Genomic DNA, 24836 nt, shown 5'->3' with positions numbered 1-24836 from the left:
TATGTGTTCACTTTTTTGGATAGGCGCGTGCCCGCATCAGCATCCGGCTACAGCCGCCGAAAGCCGTCAGGTCATGTAGACGCCGCCGGTCACGTTGACGCCCTGGCCGGTCATGAAGCGGGCTTGATCCGAGCAGAGGAACACGACGACGTCGGCGACATCCTCCGGCAGCTCGAGCCGGCCGAGCGGCGTCTGCGCGATATAGTCGGCGACCACCCGTTCGGGCGTGACTTGCCGCAGATGCGCCTCCCATTCGACTTCGCGCGACTGCATGCCGGTCTTGACGAACCCGGGACAGACGGCATTGACGCGTATCCCCTTGGGCGCGAGCTCGCGGGCAAAGGCCTGCGTCCAGCCGAGCACGGCGAACTTGGATGCCGAATAATGCGCCAGGAGCGGCGCACCGACCTTCGCGGCAAGCGAGGCGGTGTTGACGATGCAGCCCGTGCCCTGCTTGACAAAATGCCGTCCAGCGATCTGATTTACCAGGAATACACCGCGCGCATTGACCGAAAAGTTGAAGTCCCACTCCTCATCGGTCAGATCGAGCGCGTGCTGCATGGTGGACACGCCGGCATTGGCGATCAGGATATCGCAGCCGCCAAGCGCTTCCAGTACGGTGGCAAAGGCCGCCTCGACGGAATCGCGGCGGCGGACATCGACCGTGACGGCGGCGGCACCGCCACCAATTTCCTCAGCCGCCTGACGTGCCGCCTTGGGATCCAGATCGCCGATCGCCACGGCGACGCCCTGCCGCGTCAGGGCGGTCGCGATCGCCCGGCCGATCCCCGCGCCACCGCCCGTCACGAAGGCTCGCTTGCCCGCGAGTTCGGCAAGCACGGGAGGCGTGACGGAGACAGCCGGCATGGTCGTATTCTCTCTGCTTGTTGGCGAAACGCATTTTGTTGATATCGAGATGCATACCAATAAAATCGAACACTGCAAACATATTTTTGTTTGAAAATGTTTGATCATGCGGTAGTGTGAAGATCAGCAGACCGCTTCGTCGGCGGCTTACCCACCGGATACATCGATGGCAGACGACACCACCCTTCCTGAGACATCGCCGCATGGCGCACCGCGCGACGCCGATCGTCAGCGCCTTCTCGCGCACGACCGGCAGGCACGCATCCTGGCTTTGCTGCGCCGGACGGGGTCGCTCACCGTCGCCGCGGCAGCGGCCGAACTTGCCGTTTCCGACATGACGATCCGCCGCGATCTCGTCGAACTGGAACGCGAGGGTAGGCTGGTCCGAATCCATGGCGGCGCGATCGAGGCCGACAACCCGCCGCTGGTCGCCATGGACAGCGAAGAGCCGAGTTTCGATTCGCGCTTGCGCCAGCGCCGCGACCCGAAGGCCGCGATTGCCGCGGCCGCGGCCGCGCTGGTTTCGGGATACCGCACGATCGCTTTGGATGTCGGCACCACCACCTATCTGATGGCCGAGCACCTCAGGGACCTTCCGCACGCCAAGGTGTTCACCAACAGCCTCAGGATCGCGGCGGCGCTGAATGGCGGTGTGCCCGAAGTCTATGTTGCCGGCGGCCGCGTACGGGCCGACGAGATGTCGACCGGCGGGCCTGCGGCCATCGCCCAGTTCGAGGCGCTGTGGTTCGATGTCGCCGTGATCGGCGTCTCCGGTATCACAGCGGACGGCCTCTTCGATTATTCCTTCGATGATACCGATATGAAGCGCGCCTATCTGAGGCGGTCAGGCACCAAGATCGTCCTGTGCGATTCCGCCAAATTCCTGCGCATGTCGCTGGTGCGGATAGCGCCACTGTCGGACATCGACATCCTCATCACCGATGCCGAGCCGCCGGCCAAGATCGTCGCGGCGCTCGCCGCGGCCAAGGTCGACCTGCGCATCGCGCCGCCACTGACGCGCGACTGAGGCGCGCCATTTCACTTTATCCCCAAGGAGAAGACTCGATGGTATTTGAATTTTTCGGCGACAAGAAGAAGGCTGTCATCTCGATGGCACATATCGGTGCCCTGCCGGGAACGCCCCTCTATGATGCCGATGGCGGCCTCGACAAGCTGATCGATGGCGTACTCTCCGACATCCGCAAGCTGCAGAACGGCGGCGTCGATGCCATCATGTTCGGCAACGAGAACGACCGCCCCTATGTCTTCAAGGCGCCGCCCGAGGGCATTGCCGCCATGACTGCCATCGTCCAGGCGGTGAAGCCCGAGCTGAAAGTGCCGTTTGGCGTCAACTATCTCTGGGATCCGACTGCCAGCGTCGCGATCGGAGCCGCCACCGGAGCCCGTTTCGTGCGCGAGATCTTCACCGGCCTGTTCGCTTCCGATATGGGCTTGTGGGAGCCCGATTGCGCCGCCGCCTCGCGCCTGCGGCACAACCTTGGTCGCGACGACATGAAGCTTCTCTTCAACATCAATGCCGAGTTCGCACACTCGCTCGACCAGCGCCCGATTGAATTGCGTGCCAAGAGCGCGGTGTTCTCGTCAATGGCAGACGCGATCCTCGTCTCCGGTCCGATCACCGGCCAGCCGGCCGACCAGTCCCACCTGCGCAGCGTCTGCGAGACGATCAAGGACGTGCCGGTCTTCGCCAACACCGGCGTGAACATCGACAATGTCCGCGACGTCCTTTCGCTGGCGAGCGGCGTCGTGATCGGGACCCATTTCAAGATCGGTGGCAATACCTGGAACGCCGTCGACGGCGATCGGGTCAAGCGCTTCATGGATGTTGTCGCCACTTTGCGCTGAGGACGGCTTCCACGGCGATGCCGGCCATCGCGCCGGCTCGCGGTGATCATATCGATCGTTGCAGGCCGGCGTCCGGAATGATCGACTGGTATCGAGCAGTGCGACACAACGAGGCAGACAGGTTTCGCCCGCCTGCCCTTCCCAGCATTTCAATGGATTCGACATGGCGTTCGTTCTCGGTCTCGATATCGGCACCACCTCGACGATCGGCATCCTGATCCGGCTTCCCGATCAGGTGCTGGGCCTCGCCTCGCGCCCCGTCACGCTGCACTCCGAGCATGCGGGCTGGGCCGAGGAAGATCCCGCGCAATGGTGGACCAATGTCCGCGACATCGTGCAGGCGTTGCTCAGGACCAGCGGCATCAAGGCCGAGGAAATCGTGGCGGTCGGCACCACCGGCATGCTGCCGGCGGTCGTTCTTCTGAACGAGAAGGGCGAAGTGCTGCGGCCGAGCATCCAGCAGAGCGACGGCCGCTGTGGCGCCGAAGTGGCCGAACTGCGGACCGAATGCGATGAGACGGCTTTCATCGCCAAGGCCGGCAACGGCATCAACCAACAGCTCGTCACCGCAAAGCTGCGCTGGATTGAGCGTCACGAGCCGGAGGTGTTCAGCCGCATCGCCACCGTTTTCGGCTCCTACGATTATATCAACTGGCGCCTCACCGGCGAACGTGCGGTCGAGCAGAACTGGGCGCTGGAGGCCGGCTTCGTCGATGTTTCGACGCACCGGATCGACGATGATCTGGTGGCGCTCGCGCACATACCGCGCTCGGCCGTGCCACGAAAGATCGCCTCGCATGAGATCCTCGGTTCCGTTTCGGCGAAGGCCGCCGATGAGACCGGCCTGATGGCGGGGACACCGGTCGTCGGCGGTGCAGCCGACATGATCGCCTCCGCGCTTGGCGCCGGCGTCGCCAAGCCGGGCGATGTCCTCCTGAAATTCGGCGGCTCGATCGATATCCTGATCGCTACCGATCAGATCAAGCCCGATCCGCGCATGTATCTCGATTATCACCTGGTGCCGGGCCTGTTCATGCCCAATGGCTGCATGTCGACAGGCGGCTCCGCCCTCAACTGGTTCGTACGCAATTTCGCCGGCGGCGAGATGGCCGCGGCACAGGCCGAGGGTATTTCCGTACACCAGCGGCTCGATGCGCTGGCGGCAGAGCGTCCCGCCGGTGCCGACGGCCTCATCATCCTGCCCTATTTCCTTGGCGAGAAGACGCCGATCCATGATCCAGCGGCCCGCGGCGTGATCGACGGCCTGACGCTTTCGCACGATATCGGCCATGTCTGGCGCGCTTTGCTCGAGGCCTATGCCTTTGCCATCGCGCATCATGTCGAGGTGCTTAACGACATGGGCCATCGGACCGAGCGCTATCTCGCCTCCGACGGCGGCTCAAGCAGCAAGGTCTGGATGCAGATTGTCGCGGATGTCTTGCAAAAGCCGGTCCAACGCCTGACCGGGCACCCCGGCTCTTGCATCGGCGCTGCCTGGACGGCGGCGATCGGCACCGGCCTGACCGACGACTGGTCGGGCGTTTCCGGTTTCGTCAGCTTCGCCGACCGGCTCGATCCCGACCCGCGCAAGGCCGACATCTACCGCGACGGTTATCGCCGCTATCGCGATCTCTATGCACGCCTATCGGCTCCTGGCGCGACCAAAGCGGGATCGCCATCGTGATGTATCGCGCCGTCGCCTGGGACATCGACGGAACGCTGATCGACAGCGAGCCGTTGCATCATCAATCTCTCCTCGCCGGCTGCCGCAACTGGAACGTCGATCTTGACGACCTGCCCGACCAAGCCTTTCGCGGCATCCATATGGGCGACGTCTGGACAATGCTGCGTCCGCGCCTCCCAGTCGGGCTTGACCAGGCGGAGTGGCTCGCCGCCATCAATGCCCACTACGTCGCCAACCGGGCGGACGCCATCCCGATCCCCGAGGCGGTCGAGACGATCCGGACCCTGGCTGACCGCGGCATCCCGCAGGTCTGCGTGTCAAATTCCGGCCGGCAAGTCGTCAATGCCAATCTCGATGCGCTCGGCGTGCTCGACCATATGAGGCTCACAATCAGCCTCGACGACGTTTCGGTCGGCAAACCCGACCCAACGCCCTATCGCGAGGCCTGCCGGCAGCTCGCCATAGCTCCGGGATCCGTCGTCGCTGTGGAAGACAGCCGCACCGGCACCAAGGCCGCACGGGCCGCCGGTCTGTTCGTGGTTGGCTATCTCCCCAGCGGAGGCCCGCTCAGCGACATCGATCTCAGTGCCAACCGTCTGTCGTCGATCCTGGACCTGTTTCCCGGCTGAGGGTTTGCGCGTCGCCGCGTCCGGGTGCGCGCTTGGGCAAGCCGGAGGATCGGGCGTCCGCCGGCTGGTCCCAAGCGAATGCCTTGGCAGGAACTGACGAACGTTGGACCGGGTTCCGCTCGTTCCGCATTCGCCTTGCGTCTCGCCGAGCGAGCGGTCCATGCCGCTCGGTCTGCGCAAGTGACGGGATATTTGTTGTTAAAAGCTGCATATCCCGTTTCTCGCATAGGTCAGAGAAAATTTTCTCGCATCTCCATGATGCCTCTCAACCATTTGTTTTCCAGCATTTTTTTAATCCGGCATGATTGGCTCGCGCCGACCAATGCCAGAATTCCTCTTGCGCCGAAGCTGAATTTTAGGCATTCAGGATCAAGTTTGTATCTTTAACATGCAAACCTAATTATCGGAGGATCTGAATGCGGCGTCTTGGTATCCATTCATTTGTCTGGACAAACGGCCTGACCCAGGAGGGCCTGGAAATGGCACTCGCCAAGTCGGCGGATCATGGTTACCGGCTGATCGAGTTCGCTTATCTGCGGCCCGAGAAATTCGACCTCGACCGCCTGGCGAAGCAAGCCAAGGAACTGGACATCGAGATCGTGGTCACGATGGGCCTGTCGGCGGATGCGGACGTCTCGAGCGAGGACAAGGCCGTGGTCACCAAGGGAAAGGCGCTCTTGTCCGACGCGGTCAAGGCGGTCCGCGACATCGGCGGCATCCGATTGGGCGGCATTCTCTATTCGATGCACGGCAAGTATGACGGGCTGCCCACGCGAACCGGCTGGATGAACAGCGCCGACGCCATCGCCGCGACAGCCGAGGTGGCCAGGGATAGCGGCGTGCAGATCGTTCTGGAAGTGGTGAACCGCTTCGAGTCCAACCTCTTGAACACGACCGCGCAAGGCCTGAAGTTCATCAAGGACACCGGCCGTGACGACGTCTTCCTGCATCTCGACACGTTCCACATGAACATCGAAGAGGCGAGCCAGGCCGAGGCGATCCGTCTGGCTGGGGACAAGCTCGGTTATTTCCACTTCAACGAGAACTACCGCGGCTATCTCGGCACCGGTACGATCGATTTCGCGAGCATCTTTTCCGCGCTGGTGGACATTGGCTTCCACAATCGCGACGTCACCTTCGAGAGCTTCTCCAGCGCCATCGTCGATGAAGCCCTGTCGCGTGTGTGCGGCATCTGGCGCGACACCTGGACCGACAACAATCCGCTCGCCGCGCATGCCAAGGCTTTCATCGAAAGCCGTTGGGAAGAAGCCGTGCGCCGGGCCGAGATCAACAAGGCTGCCTGAAGACGAAAGGGCTGCGGGCCGACAAGCGCCCGCGCCATCTCATCCCGAGGAGGACGGGAAGATGACGCAGAACGAAGCTATCACCAACGAGAACGGCGCCACCGCGCCGCTTCTCCTCAGCGCCGAAAATGTCGCGAAGCGCTTTGCAGGCGTTCCCGCCCTGGTCGACGGGCGGATTCGGTTGCGCGCCGGGACGGTCAATGCCTTGTGCGGTGGCAACGGTGCCGGCAAGTCCACCTTCCTCGGCGTGTTGATGGGGATGCTGCGGCGCGACGCCGGATCCGTCACGGTGAAAGGCCGGGAGGTGAATTTCTCCTCCCCCGCCGAGGCGCTCGATGCCGGTATCGCCATCATCACCCAGGAGCTTAGCCCGTTCCTGGACATGACCGTCGCCGAGAACCTCTATCTCGGCCGCGAACAGCGGCGCGGCCGCTTCTTCGTCGACGACAAGTGCATGCTAAGCGACGCGGAGGCGATCCTGGCGCGGTTGAAATTCAACATCCCCGCTGGTGCGCGGTTGCGCGATCTTTCGATCGCGCAGGCCCAACTCGTCGAGATCACCAAGGCAATCAGCCGCCGCAGCGACATCCTGATCATGGACGAGCCTACCTCGGCCATTGGCGAGCGCGAGGCGCAGATGCTGTTCGACGCGATCCGCACTCTGACCGCGGAGGGCGTAGGCATCATTTATGTCTCGCACCGCCTGACCGAGATCTTCGAGATCGCCGACGATTATACGGTCTTCCGCGACGGCCGTTTCGTAGGCGGCGGATCGATTTCCGAAATCGACCGCAAGGGCCTGATCCGGTCGATCGTCGGCCGCAACCTGTTGGACCATCATCGCGAACCGAAGGATACCGGCCCGCAGAAACCCTTGCTCGAAGCCCGCGGCTTTGCATCGAAGGGAAAGTTCGCCGACATCGACATGACCGTTCATGCGGGAGAGATCGTCGGCATATACGGGCTTCTCGGCTCCGGTCGCAGCGAGTTCGTGAATGCGCTCTACGGAAACGAGCCGCGGGATTCCGGCCAGGTGCTGATCGAGGGCAAGCCCATCGATCTCAAGACGCCCGCCGATTCCATCGGCGCCGGCATTTCGCTGGTTACGGAGGACCGCAAGCAGACGGGCCTGTCGCTGACCGCGTCGGTCGCCCACAACATCACCGTGGCCAACCTGCCGCATTATGCGCGCAAGGGCTTCATGAACGGATCGGCGGAAGCCAGGAGCGTGGTCGAGCACATCAAGCGCTTCTCCATCAAGACGGCGTCGCCGGACCTGCCCGTCCAATCCCTGAGCGGCGGCAACCAGCAGAAGGTTGTCCTTGCGCGCTGTGTCGATACCAACCCCAGGATCCTGATCTGCGACGAGCCGACACGCGGCGTCGACGAAGGCGCCAAGCGCGAGATCTACGCCTTCCTCGGCAATTTCGTGAAGGCGGGAAACGCCGTGCTGATGATCTCGTCCGAGGTGCCCGAAATCCTCGCCAATGCGGATCGCATCGTTGTTTTTCGCCGGGGCCGCATCGCAGGCGAGGTCGCCGGACCCGAGGCCACCCAGGAAACCCTCGTTCATCTGGCTTCCTAGCCAGACGATCCATTTCGTGGAGAAGAATCCAATGGTATCCGCCAGTCAAAGCATGAGCGGCATGAGCCTGGGAAAGTTCATCGCCCGTTATGGCATCGTCATCTCGTTTATCCTCCTGTTCGTCGTGTTGTCGCTGGCGTCGCCGAACTTCCTGTCCACCAACAATCTGCTGAACGTTCTGCGGCAGGTCTCCATGAACGGTGTGCTGGCTGTCGGCATGACCTTCGTGATCCTGACGGCCGGCATCGATCTCTCCATCGGTTCGCTCCTGGCGCTGGCCGGCGCCGTGGCGGCCAGCCTGGTCACCGGCGCGGATGCGTTCAATCCGCTCCTAGCAGTCGCGGCCGGCGTCGCCGTGGGCGCGCTTTGCGGCGCCGTCAATGGCGGGCTGATCGCCTACTTCAAGGTGCCGGCCTTCGTCGCCACGCTCGGAATGCTGAGCGTGGCGCGCGGCGCGACGCTGCTTTACAGCGGCGGCCGCCCGATTCCCAATCTCAGCCTCGAATTCCGCTGGCTCGGACAGGGTCTCGTGCTCGGCATACCGGTACCGGTGATCATTTTCGCCATCGTCTTCGCTGTCGCGGCGATCGTCCTGCGCTATTCCATTTACGGAAGACGGGTCTATGCGGTGGGCGGAAACCCGCGCAGCGCGAAGACGAGCGGCATCAACACCAGCGGCATCATCTTTTCGGTTTACGTCATCATGGGCGCGCTGGCCGGTCTCGCGGGTGTCATGCTGACGGCCCGCACCACGTCCGCCCTGCCACAGGCGGGCATCGGCTACGAACTGGATGCCATCGCGGCGGTGGTCATCGGCGGAACAAGCCTCACCGGAGGCATCGGCCGCATCGGCTACACGCTGGTGGGCGTGCTGATCATCGGCATGATCAGCAACGGTCTCGATCTGATGGGGGTGTCCTCATACTACCAGCAGATCATCAAGGGTTCGATCATCGTCCTCGCGGTGCTGATCGACCGCTCCCGAGCCGGGAGAGAGTAACAGGCGCAAGCGGCGCGGCCGCACGCAACATGGAGGAAATGCACATGAAAACGACAAGACGCTTCCTGATGGGAGCAGCGGCCGGCCTTGCCCTTGCAGGCATGGTGTTCGGGGGGAGTTCGGCCGACGCCAAGACGTTGAAGATCGCGGCGATCGTCCAGAGCCTCAACACCGAGTACAATGTTCTGTGGGCCGATGCCGCCAAGGCGCACCCCGCGCTTGCGGACGGTACCGCCACGCTGACAGTTCTCGACGGTCGCCAGGACGTGCTGACGCAGTCGAACCTGTTCGACACAGCCATCACCGAAAAATACGACGCGATCATCTTCATCCCGGTCGACATCGACGCCGGCAATGAACCGATCGAGCGCGCGAAGGCAGCCGGCATCCCGGTGTTCGGCTCCAACACGATGGTTTCCAACACCGCGCTCTACGACGCCTACATCAATTCCAACGATGTCGAGGCCGGCGAAATGCTGGCCAAGGCGGTGATCGACAAGGCCGGCCCGCAGGCCAAGGTCGTGATCCTGGAAGGGATGCTGGGCCAGTCGGCCCAGGTACAGCGGCTTGAAGGGATCCAGAAGGTGCTGAAGGAAAATCCCGGAGTGACCATCCTGGAGCAGAACACCGCCAACTGGTCACGCGCCGAGGCCATCACGCTGATGGAGAATTTCCTGACCTCGCATGGCGATGCGATCCAGGGCGTCCTGGCCGAAAACGACGAGATGGCCGTCGGCGCCATCGAGGGCATCCGCAACCACGGCCTGGATCCCAAGACGGTTCCGGTCGCCGGCGTGGACGGCATCAAGGACGCGCTTGAAGCCGTCAAGCGTGGCGAACAGTCGATGTCCATCCTCCAGGATGCCAACGGACAGGCGCAAGGGGCGATCGACCTCGCGCTGCACAAGATCGTCGGCGACAGCTACAAGCCGCGCGCGGCTGTCTGGGACGTAAACGGCGGCAAGCTCGCCTGGAACGACGGCAAGGACCAGCATTACTACGTGCCGTGGCTGGCGGTGACCTCCGAGAATGTCGACAAGGTGCTTGTCGGCAATTGACGCTCCAACAGGAGGATGCCGCTCGCTCGCGGCATTCTCCTTCGCGTCCGGCGCAGCGGGAATTGCTTGCTTCCGACATCAGGCGGTTCATTCTTTTGAGGACTTTGCGTTGCCGGAGGAAAAACAAGCTCGGGTGAAGTATAGGCTGGGAACGAACATGCGGAGTCCGCCATGAACCATGTAACCTTCGCCAGCAGCTCGCCTCGCAGGATCCGCCAGAGCAATTCGGTAGCGACGCTGAACGCGCTCCACCGCTTCGGCCCTTTGAGCCGGGCCGATCTCGCCAGGCATATGGGGGTCAACCGCTCGTCCGCCGGCAATATCGTCCTGGAGTTGGTCGAGGCCGGACTCGTTCGCGAAGTCGCGGAGAACGATGTCGCGAATCCGGCGGGCCAGCCCAGGGCCGGAAGACCGGGTATCCTCGTGGAAATCGTGCCTGAAGCCGTTTTCTTCGCCGGCATAGAGATCGGTGTCGAACATATGACATGCGTCGAGATCGATCTCGCGGGCAAGATCGTTCGCAGCGCCATGACGCGCTTCGAAGGACATGACAGCGATCCGGAGGCCGCGGTCCACATGGCGATCGAACAGGTGTTTCTCGAGATGCGGAAGGATAGCCTGGCGCGATGTCAGGGCATCGGCATTGCGGTGCCCGGACAAATGAACCAGGATGGTTTCATCCACGTCGCACCGATCCTGGGGTGGCGCAATGTCGATCTCACAGGCCTTGCCCGCAGCCTTCTTCCGGCCGAGATCCCGGTATCCGCGGAAAATGACGGCAACGCATTCGGCATCGGCATCACATACAGCCAGCCGGAAGCGGCGAGCGGCGTCACCTTCTTCATGGTCATCGAAAACGGCGTCGGTGGCGGAATTGTGATCGACGGCAAGTTGTTCCGCGGCGGCAATGGCCTGGCCGGAGAAGTCGGCCACCTCAAGACACGGAACCCGACATACCGGAATCTGGAGCAGGCCTTCGGGCGCGACCGCATCCTGTCATCCTATCGCCAGTACAGGCCGGACGCCGACTTGGACTTGTTCCTGCGTGACGTCCGCGATCGTGTTCCTCAAGCGGTGCAGCTCGCCGAAGAATGGGCTGTCTTGTTCGCATTTGCAGTCGTGCAGATCTCGCGGCTGATCGACCCGAACCGCATCGTGCTGGGCGGGTCCGTCGCGGAATTGTATCCATTGGTCGCCGCACGGGTCGACGCGCATATCCGCGAGCTCCAGGCCGCGACCTTTCCTGTCCCCGAGATCGTTTTCAACGAGAGCGCCATCTATGGAGCTGCCTTCGGAGCCGCTTGCATGATGCATCAGCGCTTCATGTCGCTCGACAACCAGATGCTCAACAAGGACGCGGTTTCCGGTCCAGACGCCTCGGCGTCGTGAAACCGCAAACGACACCACACCCAGGATTGGACGCTTGATGAACGACCTCCCCCAAACGCTTGCACCGGACTCGCTCGGGCCAACCGTGACGATTGGAGAAATCCTGGTAGAGATCGTCGCGAGGCAGACAGGCACCGGTTTCCGGGAACCGATCGACCTCATTGGCCCCTTTCCGAGCGGCGCGCCCGCCATCTTCATCGATCAATGCGCGCGTATGGGCGGAGCGGCCGCGATGGTGGGCGTGGTGGGCGACGACGATTTCGGCGCGGTCAACATGGAGCGCCTGAAGCGAGATGGCGTAGACACTTCCGCCATCGCTGTTTCCGCGGATTATCCGACGGGCAGCGCCTTTGTCCGCTACCGCACGGACGGAAGCCGCGATTTCGTCTACAACATCGCCAAATCCGCCGCCGCTCGACTGGAATGGACCCCGCAGGTCGAGGCGCTGATCGCGCGTTGCGGGCATATCCACGTCATGGGAACGGTGTTCGCAAGCCCCGCAGCCTGGGCGATCACCGAACGCGCGATCCCGCTGATCAAGGCACGCGGCGGCACCATGTCGCTCGATCCGAACCTGCGCAAGGAATTGCTGGCGCACGGCCAGACCGAGGAGAAATTCGCGAGCCTGGTGGACAAAGCGGACCTGCTGCTGCCGTCGGGCAATGAATTGTTCCTGGCCGCCGGCACGGACGGGGAGGAACGCGCGATCGAGGCGCTGTTCAGACGAGGGGTCAAGGAGATCGCCGTGAAGCGCGGCGAACATGGCGCGTCAGCCCGTCAAAGCACCGGAGCCCGCGCCGATTGCCCCGGCCTCATCGTCGAGGAAACGGACCCCACCGGCGCCGGCGACTGTTTCGGCGGAGCCTATGTCGCATGCCGGCGGTTAGGGATGCCGCTGCGGACTTCGCTCGAATTCGCCAATGCGGCAGGGGCGCGCAACGTCACACGCCTCGGCCCCATGGAGGGAGCCGGCACGCGGGCCGAACTGGAAGATTTCATGGCAAGAACGGCGAGAAGAAGCTGATGCGTGTGGCGATCGAAGATGTGCCGGGCCTGCACAGGGAAGGAAAGAAAATCGGGGTAACCTCGGTGTGCTCGGCGCACCCCCTGGTGCTGAAAGCCGCACTGCGGCACGGCCGGGACACGGGCACCACCGTCCTGATCGAAGCGACGTGCAACCAGGTCAATCATCTGGGCGGCTATACGGGCATGACGCCGTCCGATTTCGCGGCGATGGTGAAAGCGCTCGCGGCAGTCGAGCAGTGCCCGACAGAGCTGATCGTGCTTGGCGGGGATCATCTCGGTCCCAATCCCTGGAAAGACCGGCCCGCCGAGGAGGCGATGGCGCAGGCCGGGACAATGGTCGATGCTTATGTCCGCGCCGGCTTCCGCAAGATCCATCTCGATGCATCGATGGGCTGCGCGGGTGAACCGGCGACGCTAGACGACCATACGGTGGCCGAGCGCGCAGCCAGAATGGCGGGCGTCGCGGAACAGGCGGCCGCGCAGAGCGGCGGGGCAAGCCCGGTCTACATCATCGGGACGGAGGTGCCGCCTCCCGGTGGCGCCGATCACGCGTTGGATGCGATCACCCCGACCAGTCCGGAGGCGGCTCGCCAGACACATGCCATTCACGCCAAAGCATTCCAGGCCGCCGGGCTTGAAAGCGCGTTTTCCCGCGTCATCGGGCTTGTCGTGCAGCCGGGCGTGGAGTTCGGCAACCAGAATGTGATTTTTTACGATCGGACCAAGGCCAGCGATCTGGCGGCAACTCTGAACACATTGCCGTCGCTCATTTTCGAAGCCCATTCGACGGACTATCAGGGCGAGAGGCCGCTGCGTGAACTCGTTGAGGACGGCTTCGCCATCCTTAAGGTCGGCCCCGAGCTGACCTTCAAACTGCGCGAGGCGCTGTACGCGCTCGACCTGATCGCTTCCGATCTGGTGCCTTTCTATGGCGAGCGGCCGCTTTATCAGGCCATGGAAGAGCTGATGCAAGCCGCGCCCAAGAACTGGGCAAGCCACTATCATGGCAGCGATGCCGACAGACGGACGCTGCGCCACTACTCCTATTCCGATCGCATCCGATATTATTGGGCGACCCCGCAAGCCCGTGCCGCCTGCGATCGGCTCTTCGACGCGTTGAAGGGCCGCAAGGTGCCGGTGACGCTGTTTCTCCAGCACCTGCCTTCGGCGCTCGCTTGGGCTGACCGAGCCTGCGACGTCGAGGAGATCGCGATCGATCACGTCCAGCGAAGCATCGAGATCTACGCCCGGGCCTGCGGCACCTGAGCCCTCGTCCGGTTCTTCAAGGCCAGAGCGGATGGGCTGGCGGGCGGCAGAAATGCTTACAGCGATGGTCCCAATCGGATCGGGCTGCCGTCGCTGAAACGGGATTGACGGAACCTGTGGAGATTGTGCCCGGGCTCGTTGCCCTGGATCAAATCGGACAGAATGCGGCCAATTCCGGGTCCTATGCCGAAGCCGTGGCCACTCATCCCGGTCGCGACAACGAGGCCTGGTATCGCAGCGGCGCGATCGACGATGGGCACGACATCAGGCATCGCATCGATCATGCCCGCCCAGCTCGCCTTGAGCGGCACAGTCGTGAACTGAGGGAAAAGCTCCCTGAACCCGCCGTCGATGGCGCGGAGCGCCGACGTCTCGGGAGCCGGATTGAGGACGCGCATCCGTTCGAAAGGGCTTTCTTCATCCGCGTTCCATCTGCGCGGGGTCGACCAGCCGTCCGGGTAGCCTCGCGGCGCGGCCGGCAGGTAGCGTGTGCCGAACGGATTGGCCATCAGGGCGCTGACATATTTGCCTGCATGGCGAAATGCATCCGGCCCTATGTAGAGTTGGCTGCTGCCTCCTGATGCGAGCGTGTACCCGCCATCCTGCCTGCGCCGGAAAGCGATGCGTTCGTCCGCGGCGGCACCGGCGTGGATTTCCGCCATCGGCGCTGTCGCAGCGACGGTCGCCCTGACGCTGAGCTGCGGAATCGAGATGCCGTGGGCGCGCAGGAACAGCGACGTCCAGGCGCCGCTGGCGACGAGGACGCTCGAGGCCGCGATGAGCCCTTTCTCGGTCCAGACGCCACTGATGCGTCCCGCGGAGATGTCGAGCATACGTGCCGCGCAATTCTCGATGATCGTCGCGCCTTCGCGGGCCGCCAGGCGAGCAAGCGCGGGCACGGCGACCCAAGGTTCTGCCCGCATGTCCGATGGAGTGATCATTGCGCCTTTGAACAGTCGCGACATGGCCGGGATCAGGCTTGCCAGCTCACCCTGGTCGAGGAGACGCGTGTCGACGCCATGAGCCTGGGCGATCTTCAGGAATTTCGCGAAGCCGGCCATCTCCTTGTCTGTTCGCGCAAGATAGGTAACGCCCGTCTGCTTCAGTCCTATGTCCTCGCCACATTCCTGTGCCAGTTGCCGCCAGAGGCGCTGCGCTTCGATGACGATCGGCAGTTCGTCGGCATCGCGGCCCTGCTGCCGGATCCAGCCCCAGTTGCGCGAGGATTGCTCGGCGGCGATGCGGCCCTTTTCCAGCAGCGTCACCGAGATGTTGCGGCGCGCCAGGAACAGTGCCGTGGTCACGCTAATGACCCCGCCGCCGATGATCACGACGTCCGAGGTCCTCGGCAGGGGCTGCTGGAACTGGATCGGGGTGGCTTCGGTGAAGGGGAAGATTGTCAAAGAGCACTATCCTTTGGTATTCCGCAGCGGCGTCCGGTCTACGCACTTGATATCAGGGCAGCGATATCTGGCCGCCGTGAGATGTCGATACCACGCGAGGAGATTGATCGTCAGCTGCTGCTTGCCGGGAACGACGAGGCCAGATCGCGGCGCCGGCAAATCCACGCTTCTGAAATCAATTTCCGGGCTCATGGCGCCGACCGGGGGCACGCTTGCCTTCAACAGCGAGTCGATCGCCGGCCAGGCGCCGGAAAAGCTATGCCGGAAGGGCCTGGCACTGGTGCCGGAAGGCCGCAGTATCTTCCGGACACTGACGGTGCGGGAAAACCTGCTGCTCGGCGGCATGATCCGCAAGGACAAGGCCGAAGCGGCCGCCGATCTGGGAACGGGTTCTGGAAATCTTTCCGATCCTCAGGACCCGCTACCGCGGCGTTGCCGGCCACCTTTCCGGCGGCGAGCAGCAGCAGCTTGCCATCGCCCGCGCCATCCTGCAGCGCCCGTCGCTGATGATGATCGATGAACCGTCGCTTGGCCTTGCGCCGCTGGTGATCGACCAGGTCTACGAAAGCCTCCGCCAGCTTAACGCCAGCGGGCTGACCCTGCTCGTCGTCGAACGGTCCACCGCTCGCATTCTCGACCTCGCTTCCCGCGTCTACGTGCCGCGCAACGGCCATAACGCGCTGGAGGGTTCGGCAAGCGAGCTTGCCGACGGGCATGCGCTGGAAAAGGCCTATTTCGGCTATGGCGATCGTCAGACGGCGCACGCATAATCGGGCAGGCAAGGGCTACAACAATGATTTTCGACTACTGCATCATCGGCGGCGGCATCGTCGGCCTGGCGACGGCCATGCGGCTGCTGGAAACATATCCCGGCTGCAGCCTGATCCTGTTGGAGAAGGAGGAGGCTCTCGGCAAGCACCAGACCGGCCACAACAGTGGTGTCATCCATGCCGGCATCTACTATCCGCCAGGCAGCCTGAAGGCCGAGCTCTGCCGCAAGGGCGCGGATGCCACCAAGGCCTTCTGCCAGGAGAACGGCATCCGCTTCGATGTCTGCGGCAAACTGCTCGTCGCCACCTCCGCACTCGAAATGCAGCGCATGGAGGCGCTCCACGAACGCTCGAAGCAGAACACGATCGAAGTCCGGCGCGTCAGCGAGGGTGAATTGAAGGAGCGGGAACCGAACATCCGCGGTCTCGGCGCGCTTTTCGTGGCCTCGACCGGCATCGTCAGCTATGCCGATGTCTGCCAAGCCATGGGGCGGCGCATCAGGGCGCTTGGCGGCGAGATCCGCCTGTCGACGCGCGTCACCGGCATTCGCGAAGTCATCGATTCCGTCGATATCGCGTCGGCCAGCGAAAACTGGCAGGCGAAAAAACTGGTGGTCTGCGGCGGTCTCCAATCGGACCGGCTGGCCGTGCTCGCCGGGCTTTCGATCGAGCATCGCATCGTTCCCTTCCGCGGCGAATACTATCGCCTTCCCGCATCGAAGAACGACATCGTCCGCCATCTGATCTATCCCGTCCCGGATCCAGCCCTGCCCTTCCTTGGCGTGCACCTGACGCGGATGATCGACGGCAGCGTCACGGTCGGGCCGAATGCCGTTATCGGTTTTGCCCGCGAAGGCTATCCACGGCTTTCGTTCAATGTTTCGGACATGGCCGACTACGCGCTGTTTCCCGGCTTCTGGAAAACCGTGTTCGCCAACCGCGGATCTGCGGTAACGGAACTCCGCAACTCGCTCTGGAAGCCAGGCTATCTGGAGGAGTGCCGGAAATACTGTCCGAGCCTCGAGCTCGCCGACCTGCTCCCGCACGAAGCAGGCATCCGCGCACAAGCCGTGCGCAAGGACGGTGCCCCCATCCATGATTTCCTGTTCGCACAAACGGACCGCATGCTGCACGTCTGCAACGCGCCTTCCCCCGCCGCCACCTCGGCGATCCCGATTGCAGAGATGATTCGAGATCGCCTCATACAGGGCTGCTGAAAATGAGGCGGTACGCACTGGAGCCCAACTGAACGCTGGAGTATCCGTCTTGGCCAAGAAGGGAATTAGGGCACCGGCCGCGGCCAACGCAGCTTTTGCGTCGGAACCAGATCGGCGCACCACCAGGCCCGCAATCCCGCTCCCGGCGAAAGGGTAGCAACTTGGCCCGCGGTTTCCGCAAGCAAAGGTTCCGTGTGGACGACGGCTTTTTTGGCTGCGCAAAGATCTCAGGCGAAACGACGGCTGACGTCATTGGCAGGGTTCGCTCCGGGCTAACCGCCATTTTGTCGACCGTCATAGCTGGACGGCCTCCCTATGGCACCAGAATGGTACACGTCCATAGGACGCACCGACACCCAAGCCAGCCTAGCTAACCAGAAGCCTTTAAGTCTTTGAAATTATGTCGCTATTTGTGGTACCGTTGGCTGGGATCGAACCAGCGACCTCCGGATCCACAATCCGGCGCTCTAACCATCTGAGCTACAACGGCACGTTGCCTGAGCGGATCGAAACAGAAACTCATCCGCCGCTCTGTCGTTCGGCGATGCGTCCTTACGGGCTTATGGATTCTAATTCAAGGCTTTTGGAAAGCAAAGGTCACTTACCAACATCGACGCGGCATTCGCCCAGCAAGAAGGCGCAGGCAAGGACCAGGCGACGGACAAAGAAAAAGGCCGGCGGGAGGAGGTGCCGGCCTTTTCCTGTTACGAGCCAGCGGGAGGAGGTGCTGGCTGGTCACCCCGGGGAGCAGAGGGAGGAGGTTCCACTCACCGGGTATTCCTTGATGGCTGCCATCATACACCTGATCGTTTTTAAGAAAATGCGACCTTTTGTTGCATCTTCAGATCATGCGCAAATGTTAGGCAACCTTGATTTCCTTCATCGCCTTCTCGAAGGCGGTCTTGATCGGCTTGGAGACGTCCTCGGCGGCCTTGGAGGCAACGGCCTGGAAGTCCTTGGCCTGCTCGACGGTCGATTCGACGCGCTTGCGCAGGAAGGCGGTCTGCAGCTCGACGACTTCCGACAGCGACTTGGCGCCGATCAGGGCTTCGAGGTGGGAAAAACCGGCCTCGGCATTGGCACGCAAAGCGGAGATGGTCTTGAGCGACAGGTCGTTGGAAACGGTCTTGGCGGTCTCGTAGGTCGACTCCAGAGCCTTCTGGGTCTCCTCGGCGCCGGTCTTCAGCTTGGCATAAGCCTCTTTCGACTGCTCAACGCCCTTTTCGGCGAAAGCGCGAATCTGGTCAGTCGCCTTGGAAGCGTCGAAGCTCGGGAATTCAACGTTTTCGATCGTCTCGGCGGTCTTGGTCCTGGACATTTTCCATCCTTTTCAGCGGCAGCGGCTTTGACAGAAAGCCGTCTCGTTCATGTATGATGGCAATATAAAGGCAAATTTTGTGCATTGCAATATCTTTGTTGCAGTGCACCATAAATTTCTTTTGGGCCGTTAACCAAGAGCCCAGATTCCAGCCTTTGCACGTTCTGGCTTGTGGACCTTCGCGCCTCCGGCTTTTATTAACAAAGCGTTAACTGCAAAATCGCCGCTCCGTGAGGTCCGCCAAGCGCATGCCGTCCGAATATTCCTTCCTCGATGTCGCCGTGCTCGACGCGGTCCGCCAGCGCTTTGCCGCAGGCGACGCGATCGCGATCCTGTCGGCGGATCTGGAGCAGGTGATCTGGGCCAATGGGCCAGGAGCCGCGATGTTCGGTTATCCCGACATCGAGGCGATCATAGGCGCCTCGGCGCAGTTGCCCGTGATCGCCAGGCGCCAGATCATGGCGACCAGCGGATTTCCCGAGATTGGCAGCGACCGCGCCATCATGGTGCGGCTGGCGACCGGCATGACCAGCCGCGCCGTCGGCTTCCTGGCCAGTGCGGTGACCATGCCGGACGCCGAGAAGGCGATCATGCTGGCAGTGCCGGCGGCTCAGACAGGGTCACGCAGTGCCGGCGAAATCGCCGCGCGCGCCATTAGCGGCTTCACCGAGGATGGTCATTTCATCGCCTTTGTCGATGCCAGGGGCAACGTCGAGGCGGCCTCGGAAGGATTTTCGGCACTGGGCATCCTGCCGGAGACGCTGGCAGCACTGGTTGCCGACGTCGCAGCCGAGAGCGACCGCATTGTCAAGCGCCTTGTCCCGGGCGGCACGGCCTCCTACCCGGCAGGTCTGGCAAGATTGACCGAGGAGCGGCATCTGCTGGTGGTGATCGACGAGGACCAGCTCGACGACACAGCCCCTGCGGGCGAACACCTCACGCAAACCATTGCCGAGGCGGCACCAGCTGGCGATGCGGCTTCGCAGCCGGAACAGGGTGGCGAGACACCGACCGAGGAACCAGGCGCCGCACTGCCGACCGAGGACGTCGCCGCATCGCAGCCGCATGCGATCGCCGACGCGATCGGGCAGGCGCCGACGGCTGCCAACAGCGATCAGGCGGCAGCAGAGCCCACACCGGCGCAACACGACCATTGGTACTTCAACGCCGGCGAGGACGGAGGGGAACAGGCGCCGCGACCAGCTGCGTCCGGACCTGAAGCGCCTCAAGAGCCGGCGGCCCTGGAAGTCCAGTCCACCTCCGCGGCCACGCCGACGACCGTCTCGGCGATAGACCGCGCAGCGGCGCCGGTGCGCTTCGTCTGGCGCACGGATGCCGAAGGCAAGTTCAGTGCGCTGTCGCCGGAATTCGCCGACATCGTCGGCAAGCCGGCGGCCGACGTGATTGGCCGACGCTTCAGGGATGTCGCCGCCACATTCGGCCTCGACCCCTCGGGCGAGATATCGGGGCTCCTCGAACGGCGCGATACCTGGTCCGGGCGCTCCGTGCTGTGGCCGGTCGTCGGCACCGATCTGAAGATACCCGTCGACCTGGCGGCGCTGCCTGTCTATGGCCGCAGCCGCGCCTTCGAGGGTTTCCGCGGCTTCGGCGTCGCCCGCGCCAGCGACGCGGTCGTCGATCCGGAGGCCATCGGCATGGCGCTGGTGCCCAATGGCCGGGCGCCGGCAACGCCGGAACCGCAAGTCATCCAACCCGCGCCCGAACAGCCGAACGCTGAGGAGCCCAGGGCCGAGGACGCTCAGGCATCGGATCCGTTCAAGGGCGAGGTGCCGGCGCTGACCATCGTGCCGAAACAGGAGCGGCGCTTTGCCGACAAGGTGATCCGGCTCGCCGAACATCGCCAGCCAGCCAACGACAAGGGCCTCTCGACCCTGGAACGCAGCGCGTTCCGCGAAATCGGCGAGCGGCTGAAGAAGGATAGTGCTCCGGTCGAGCCACCAGAGACTGAGACTGCTGAGGCGTCGGCAGCGGAGACCGAGGCTCCGGTTAAGGTGTCCGACGACCCGATGCGCGCCGGCGGCATCCCTGCGTCAGGGCCAGAGAACGAACCGGTCGAGCCATCCGAGACCGATGTCGATGCCGAAGACGAGCAGAATCTGGCACGGCTTGACGGTCACCCGGACGAAGCTGCTCGTGAAGCCCCCCCTGGGATGAATGTGACGGGCTCGTTGCTGGACTATGCCGGCCAAGATGACGAACGTGGCCCCGTGGCGGCGGAACCAGAGAACACCACTGCGGTTTCGCCCGGCGAAGAGCCTGAAGCCACTGACGCGACACATGACGTCCTCGATGACGACAGCATGACGTCAGCAGATTTTCGCGATGCCGAAGACAGCGAGGATTGGGCGCAGCCCGACGAGGAAGCCGCGTCGCCTGACGAGCGGGCGGTTGCCGAGCAAGCCGTCAATGCAGGCGACGCTGCGGAAATACGCGTCGAGCGCCCTCGCCTGCAGGTTCCGCCGCTCAAGGCCGAAGGGTTCGTGCCGTCGGCGTTTTCCGCCGGAGATGAACACAAGGCCCCGGACACGTCGCTGCTCGGTAAGCTGCCCGTGCCGCTGCTCATCCATTCCGGAGACCAGTTGCACTATGCGAACGAGGAATTCCTCAGCCTGACCGGCTATGAGGCGCTCGACGATCTGGCGGATGCCGGCGGCCTCGGCGCGTTGTTTGCCGACCCCTATGCCGACGACGGCGTTTCCGACGGCACCGATCGCGCGCTGCGGCTGAAGACGCGTGATGGACAGGAATTCCCGATCGAGGCCATTTTGCGCTCTGTCCCCTGGCGCGACGGCAAGGCGCTGATGCTGGTCGTGCGACGCTCCGGCGAGGACGATGCGCCGGCGAGCCTGCATGTGGTTGGCGACGAGCAGACGCAGCCGGATATTTCCGAGCTCAAGGCGCGCATCGCCGAGATGCGCACCATTATCGACACCGCCACCGACGGCGTCGTGCTGATCGGCCGTGACGGCACCATCCGATCGATCAGCCGGCCGGCCGAAGCACTGTTCGGCTTCGACAGCGACGATGTGACCGGCAAGCCGTTCGCCTCGCTGTTTGCCATCGAAAGTCAGCGCGCGGCACGCGACTATCTCAACGGACTGTCCGAGCCCGGCGTGGCGAGTGTCATGAACGACGGCCGCGAGGTTATCGGGCGCGAATCGCAAGGCCGCTTCATTCCGCTGTTCATGACCATCGGCCGGCTGCCCAACGACAGCGGCTTCTGCGCCGTCGTTCGCGATATCACGCAGTGGAAGCGGGCCGAAGAGGACTTGACGCAGGCACGTGCGGTGGCCGAGCGCGCGTCCTCGCAGAAGACCGATTTCCTCGCCCGCATCAGCCACGAGATCCGCACCCCGCTCAACGCCATCATCGGCTTTTCCGAACTGATGGTCGACGAGAAGTTCGGACCTGTCGCCAACGACCGCTACCGCGACTATCTGCGCGACATCAACCGCTCGGGCAATCATGTGCTCGACCTGGTCAACGACCTGCTCGACATCTCCAAGATCGAGGCCGGCCAGCAGGAGATGGCCTATGAGGCGGTGTCGCTCAACGACACGCTGGCCGAGACGGTGGCGATGATGCAGCCGCAGGCCAATCGCGAACGGGTCATCATCCGCTCCAGCTTCGCTTCGCGGCTGCCGGAAGTGGTGGCGGACCTGCGCAGCGTGCGCCAGATCGCGCTCAACATCCTGTCGAATGCCATCCGCTACACCCAGGCCGGCGGCCAGGTGATCGTCTCGACCGCCTATGAGACGTCGGGCGACGTCGTCATGCGGGTGCGCGACACCGGCATCGGCATGAGCCATGCCGAGATCGAGCAGGCGCTGAAGCCGTTCAAGCAGATCAACGCGCTGAAGCGCGGACGCGGCGACGGCACCGGGCTTGGACTGCCTTTGACCAAAGCGATGGTGGAAGCCAACCGTGCCCGGTTCACCATCAATTCGACCCCGGGCGAAGGCACCTTGGTCGAGGTCGCTTTTCCATCGACCCGTGTGCTCGCGGAATAGATCAGCCCTCCACGCTTCGATCCCGATAAAAAGAAAAAGGCGCCCAAAGGCGCCTTAAGAGATGGGATTGCTGTCACAACGGGGGCTTGAGCGAATTCGGATCCTCGGGGCTGAGGAACGGGATTTCTCCCTCAAGTTACCTGCGACTATCGACGCCGGACCTTAACAACTCCTTACCGGGGCGCCGGAAAATTTACGAATGTGTACCACTCATGAAATCTAGGTAAATTCTAGCGAGATATTTCGTTAACCATGCCGGAACGTCTTTTTTCATGCATGTCGTTGTCTCAAAACCGGGCCACTTTTGAGCGACATGCATTAGCAGCTACTCGGCCAATTGCGGCAGGTTCTTGAACAGCTCAAGCGCCTCTGGATTGGCGAGCGCCTCCTTGTTCTTGATGGCGCGGCCATGCACCACGTCGCGCACCGCAAGCTCGGTGATCTTGCCCGATTTGGTGCGAGGGATGTCGGTGACGGCGACGATCCTTGCCGGCACGTGACGCGGGCTCGCGCCGCTACGGATTTTTGCCCGTATGCGTTTTTCCAGATCCTCGTCGAGCTGCACGCCGGCGGCCAGGCGCACGAACAGGATGACGCGCACGTCGTTGTCGAAGTCCTGCCCGATGCACAAAGCTTCCAGGATCTCAGGCATCTGCTCGACCTGATTGTAGATCTCCGCCGTGCCGATCCTCACCCCGCCCGGGTTGAGCGTGGCGTCGGAGCGGCCATGGATGATGAGGCCGCCATGCTCGGTCCATTCGGCGAAATCGCCATGACACCAGACATTGTCGAAGCGCTCGAAATAGGCCGCCCGGTACTTCTTGCCATCGGGGTCGTTCCAGAAGCCGATCGGCATCGCCGGAAAGGCTTTTGCGCAGACCAACTCGCCCTTCTCCTGTCGGACCGGCCTGCCGTCGTCGTCCCAGACATCGACGGCCAGGCCGAGGCCGGGTCCCTGGATCTCGCCGGTCCAGACCGGCTGCGTCGGCACGCCGAGCACGAAGCAGGAGACGATGTCGGTGCCGCCGGAGACCGAGGCCAGATGTACGTCCTTCTTGATGCCGTCATAGACGAAGCGGAAATCTTCCGGCGACAGCGGCGAGCCGGTGGAGGAGATTGCCCGCACAGTGGACAGATCATGCGTGCGGATCGGCTTGAGGCCGGCCTTGCGCACGGAATCGATGAACTTGGCCGAGGTGCCGAGGAAAGTCATCTTCTCGGCATCGGCGAAATCGAACAGCACATTGCCGTCGGGATAGAAGGGCGAGCCGTCATAGAGCAGCAGCGTCGCGCCCGAAGCGAGACCCGACACCAGCCAGTTCCACATCATCCAGCCGCAGGTGGTGAAGTAGAAAAAGCGGTCGCCGTCGGTGAGACCGGCATGCAGCCGGTGTTCCTTGACATGCTGGATCAGCGTGCCGCCGGCCGAATGGACGATGCATTTGGGAATGCCGGTCGTTCCCGACGAAAACAGGATGTAGAGCGGATGCGAAAACGGCAGCGGCTCGAAGGCGACGGGCTTGCCGGCGAAGGGCGACAGCGCCTCTTCCAGCGCCACCGCCTTGTCGATGATCCCGGCGACATCGCTCGATGTGCCGAGATAGTCGACGACCAGGATCTTGTGGACAGTGCCGAGCTTGGCCGCGACCGCAGCGATCTTGTCGGCGACTTCGATCGCCTTGCCATTGTACCAATAGCCATCCGGCGCGATGAAGACGACGGGCTCGATCTGGCCGAACCTGTCGAGCACGCCCTGCTCGCCGAAATCGGGAGAGCAGGACGACCAGACGGCGCCGATCGAGGCGGCGGCCAGCATGGCGGCGACGGTCTCCGGCATGTTGGGCATCATGGCGGCAATGCGGTCGCCCTTCTTCACCTTGAGCGACAGGAAAAGCTGCTGCAGCCGCGAGGTCAGCGCGTGCAACTCGTTCCAGGACAGCCGGCGCTCGACCTTGTCTTCGCCGCGAAACACGATTGCGTCGCCTGAGCCGGTCTTCTTCAGCAGATTCCCGGCGAAATTCAGTGTCGCATCGGGAAAGAAAGAAGCGCCGGGCATCTTGTCGCCGTCGACGAGCAGCTTATCGCCCTTGTCGCCGACGATGCCGCAGAAATCCCAGACCAGGCTCCAGAACCCTTCACGGTCCTCGACCGACCAGGCGTGAAGCTGCGAATACGAGGAAAACGCTACGCCGGCTTTCACTCCGGCGGTTTTGGTGAAGGCGGTCAAGGGTGCTGCGTCAATCTGGTCTTGCGTCGGTGTCCAGAGCGGTTGTTCGGCAGCCATGATCGTTCCTCCACGGTCGCCATCGCTTATGCATATCGCAGCGCAGCAGAGCAAGATTTTGTTCGGCTGATGCGACCAGATGTGCGCAAATGCCATCGCCGGGCCATAAAGACTTGAAATGCCTCAGCCCTAAGTCGTA

General features: G+C 63.1%; 19 protein-coding genes and 1 tRNA gene. 15 read left to right on the top strand and 5 right to left on the bottom strand.

The annotated features are described in order from the left end of the window. Positions 1-66: 66 nt before the first annotated feature. A complete protein-coding gene (locus tag MESCI_RS12300) occupies positions 67-867 on the bottom strand; it encodes an SDR family NAD(P)-dependent oxidoreductase (protein ID WP_013530269.1) in 801 nt (266 codons plus the stop codon). Between the two features lie 166 nt (positions 868-1033). Between MESCI_RS12300 and MESCI_RS12295 the strand changes: the two genes are divergently transcribed. The 11 genes from MESCI_RS12295 (at position 1034) to MESCI_RS12245 (ending at position 13674) form a co-directional block, all read left to right on the top strand. Then, positions 1034-1894: a DeoR/GlpR family DNA-binding transcription regulator gene (locus MESCI_RS12295; RefSeq protein WP_013530268.1), complete on the top strand. Its 861-nt coding sequence runs from the start codon at positions 1034-1036 to the stop codon at positions 1892-1894. Positions 1895-1932: 38 nt separating this feature from the next. After that, positions 1933-2733 (top strand): BtpA family protein, encoded by an 801-nt coding sequence (locus MESCI_RS12290; protein WP_013530267.1) that lies wholly within the window; start codon positions 1933-1935, stop codon positions 2731-2733. 163 nt (positions 2734-2896) lie between these two features. Continuing rightward, positions 2897-4417, top strand: a complete 1521-nt coding sequence (locus tag MESCI_RS12285) for an FGGY-family carbohydrate kinase (RefSeq protein WP_013530266.1) — start codon at positions 2897-2899, stop codon at positions 4415-4417. After that, positions 4417-5046, top strand: a complete 630-nt coding sequence (locus MESCI_RS12280) for an HAD family hydrolase (protein WP_013530265.1) — start codon at positions 4417-4419, stop codon at positions 5044-5046. The genes MESCI_RS12285 and MESCI_RS12280 overlap by 1 nt, the downstream gene beginning before the upstream one ends. A gap of 416 nt (positions 5047-5462) precedes the next feature. Beyond that, positions 5463-6350, top strand: a complete 888-nt coding sequence (locus MESCI_RS12275) for a sugar phosphate isomerase/epimerase family protein (protein ID WP_013530264.1) — start codon at positions 5463-5465, stop codon at positions 6348-6350. 61 nt (positions 6351-6411) lie between these two features. Then, positions 6412-7935, top strand: coding sequence for a sugar ABC transporter ATP-binding protein (locus MESCI_RS12270; protein WP_013530263.1), 1524 nt, complete (start codon positions 6412-6414; stop codon positions 7933-7935). A gap of 31 nt (positions 7936-7966) precedes the next feature. Continuing rightward, positions 7967-8935, top strand: a complete 969-nt coding sequence (locus MESCI_RS12265; RefSeq protein ID WP_013530262.1) for an ABC transporter permease — start codon at positions 7967-7969, stop codon at positions 8933-8935. A gap of 44 nt (positions 8936-8979) precedes the next feature. Continuing rightward, positions 8980-9993, top strand: a complete 1014-nt coding sequence (locus tag MESCI_RS12260; RefSeq protein ID WP_013530261.1) for a substrate-binding domain-containing protein — start codon at positions 8980-8982, stop codon at positions 9991-9993. 171 nt (positions 9994-10164) lie between these two features. Continuing rightward, positions 10165-11382 carry an ROK family transcriptional regulator gene (locus MESCI_RS12255; RefSeq protein WP_013530260.1) on the top strand — a complete coding sequence of 406 codons (1218 nt, stop codon included), beginning with the start codon at positions 10165-10167 and terminating at the stop codon, positions 11380-11382. Between the two features lie 37 nt (positions 11383-11419). Next, complete coding sequence (locus MESCI_RS12250) at positions 11420-12406, top strand: tagatose kinase (RefSeq protein WP_013530259.1); 987 nt, start codon at positions 11420-11422, stop codon at positions 12404-12406. After that, positions 12406-13674, top strand: a complete 1269-nt coding sequence (locus tag MESCI_RS12245; RefSeq protein WP_013530258.1) for a D-tagatose-bisphosphate aldolase, class II, non-catalytic subunit — start codon at positions 12406-12408, stop codon at positions 13672-13674. Before MESCI_RS12250 ends, MESCI_RS12245 begins: the two co-directional genes overlap by 1 nt. 56 nt (positions 13675-13730) lie before the next feature. Here the strand turns inward: MESCI_RS12245 and MESCI_RS12240 are convergent, their stop codons facing one another. Continuing rightward, entirely contained in the window at positions 13731-15077 is a 1347-nt protein-coding gene (locus MESCI_RS12240) for an NAD(P)/FAD-dependent oxidoreductase (RefSeq protein WP_013530257.1), read from the bottom strand. Between MESCI_RS12240 and MESCI_RS33050 the strand changes: the two genes are divergently transcribed. Genes MESCI_RS33050 through lhgO form a run of 3 tightly spaced genes read left to right on the top strand, consistent with a single transcriptional unit; the run spans position 14971 to position 17064 of the window. Further along, complete coding sequence (locus MESCI_RS33050) at positions 14971-15597, top strand: ATP-binding cassette domain-containing protein (protein ID WP_276325695.1); 627 nt, start codon at positions 14971-14973, stop codon at positions 15595-15597. The genes MESCI_RS12240 and MESCI_RS33050 overlap by 107 nt on opposite strands. Then, on the top strand, positions 15485-15847 hold the full coding sequence (locus MESCI_RS32590; protein ID WP_276325704.1) for an ATP-binding cassette domain-containing protein: 363 nt from the start codon (positions 15485-15487) through the stop codon (positions 15845-15847). The genes MESCI_RS33050 and MESCI_RS32590 overlap by 113 nt, the downstream gene beginning before the upstream one ends. Positions 15848-15873: 26 nt before the next feature. Continuing rightward, positions 15874-17064, top strand: coding sequence for an L-2-hydroxyglutarate oxidase (lhgO, locus tag MESCI_RS12230; RefSeq protein ID WP_210161361.1), 1191 nt, complete (start codon positions 15874-15876; stop codon positions 17062-17064). Positions 17065-17477: 413 nt separating this feature from the next. Here lhgO and MESCI_RS12225 read toward each other — a convergent pair. Both MESCI_RS12225 and MESCI_RS12220 read right to left on the bottom strand, forming a co-directional pair. Further along, positions 17478-17554, bottom strand: a tRNA-His gene (locus MESCI_RS12225). 369 nt (positions 17555-17923) lie between these two features. After that, positions 17924-18382, bottom strand: a complete 459-nt coding sequence (locus MESCI_RS12220) for a phasin (protein WP_013530255.1) — start codon at positions 18380-18382, stop codon at positions 17924-17926. A gap of 248 nt (positions 18383-18630) precedes the next feature. Between MESCI_RS12220 and MESCI_RS12215 the strand changes: the two genes are divergently transcribed. Continuing rightward, complete coding sequence (locus tag MESCI_RS12215; RefSeq protein WP_013530254.1) at positions 18631-22413, top strand: PAS domain S-box protein; 3783 nt, start codon at positions 18631-18633, stop codon at positions 22411-22413. A gap of 325 nt (positions 22414-22738) precedes the next feature. On the opposite strand, the gene MESCI_RS12210 is transcribed toward MESCI_RS12215, so the two are convergent. Continuing rightward, the gene (locus MESCI_RS12210) at positions 22739-24697 is read right to left on the bottom strand and encodes an acetoacetate--CoA ligase (protein ID WP_013530253.1); all 1959 of its coding nucleotides are present in this window, start codon (positions 24695-24697) and stop codon (positions 22739-22741) included. Between the last annotated feature and the right edge of the window lie 139 nt (positions 24698-24836).

The organism is Mesorhizobium ciceri biovar biserrulae WSM1271 (assembly GCF_000185905.1).
Taxonomy (GTDB): domain Bacteria; phylum Pseudomonadota; class Alphaproteobacteria; order Rhizobiales; family Rhizobiaceae; genus Mesorhizobium; species Mesorhizobium ciceri.
The sequence above is the reverse complement of the archived record's forward strand: the minus strand, read 5'-3'. Positions and strand labels throughout refer to the sequence as shown.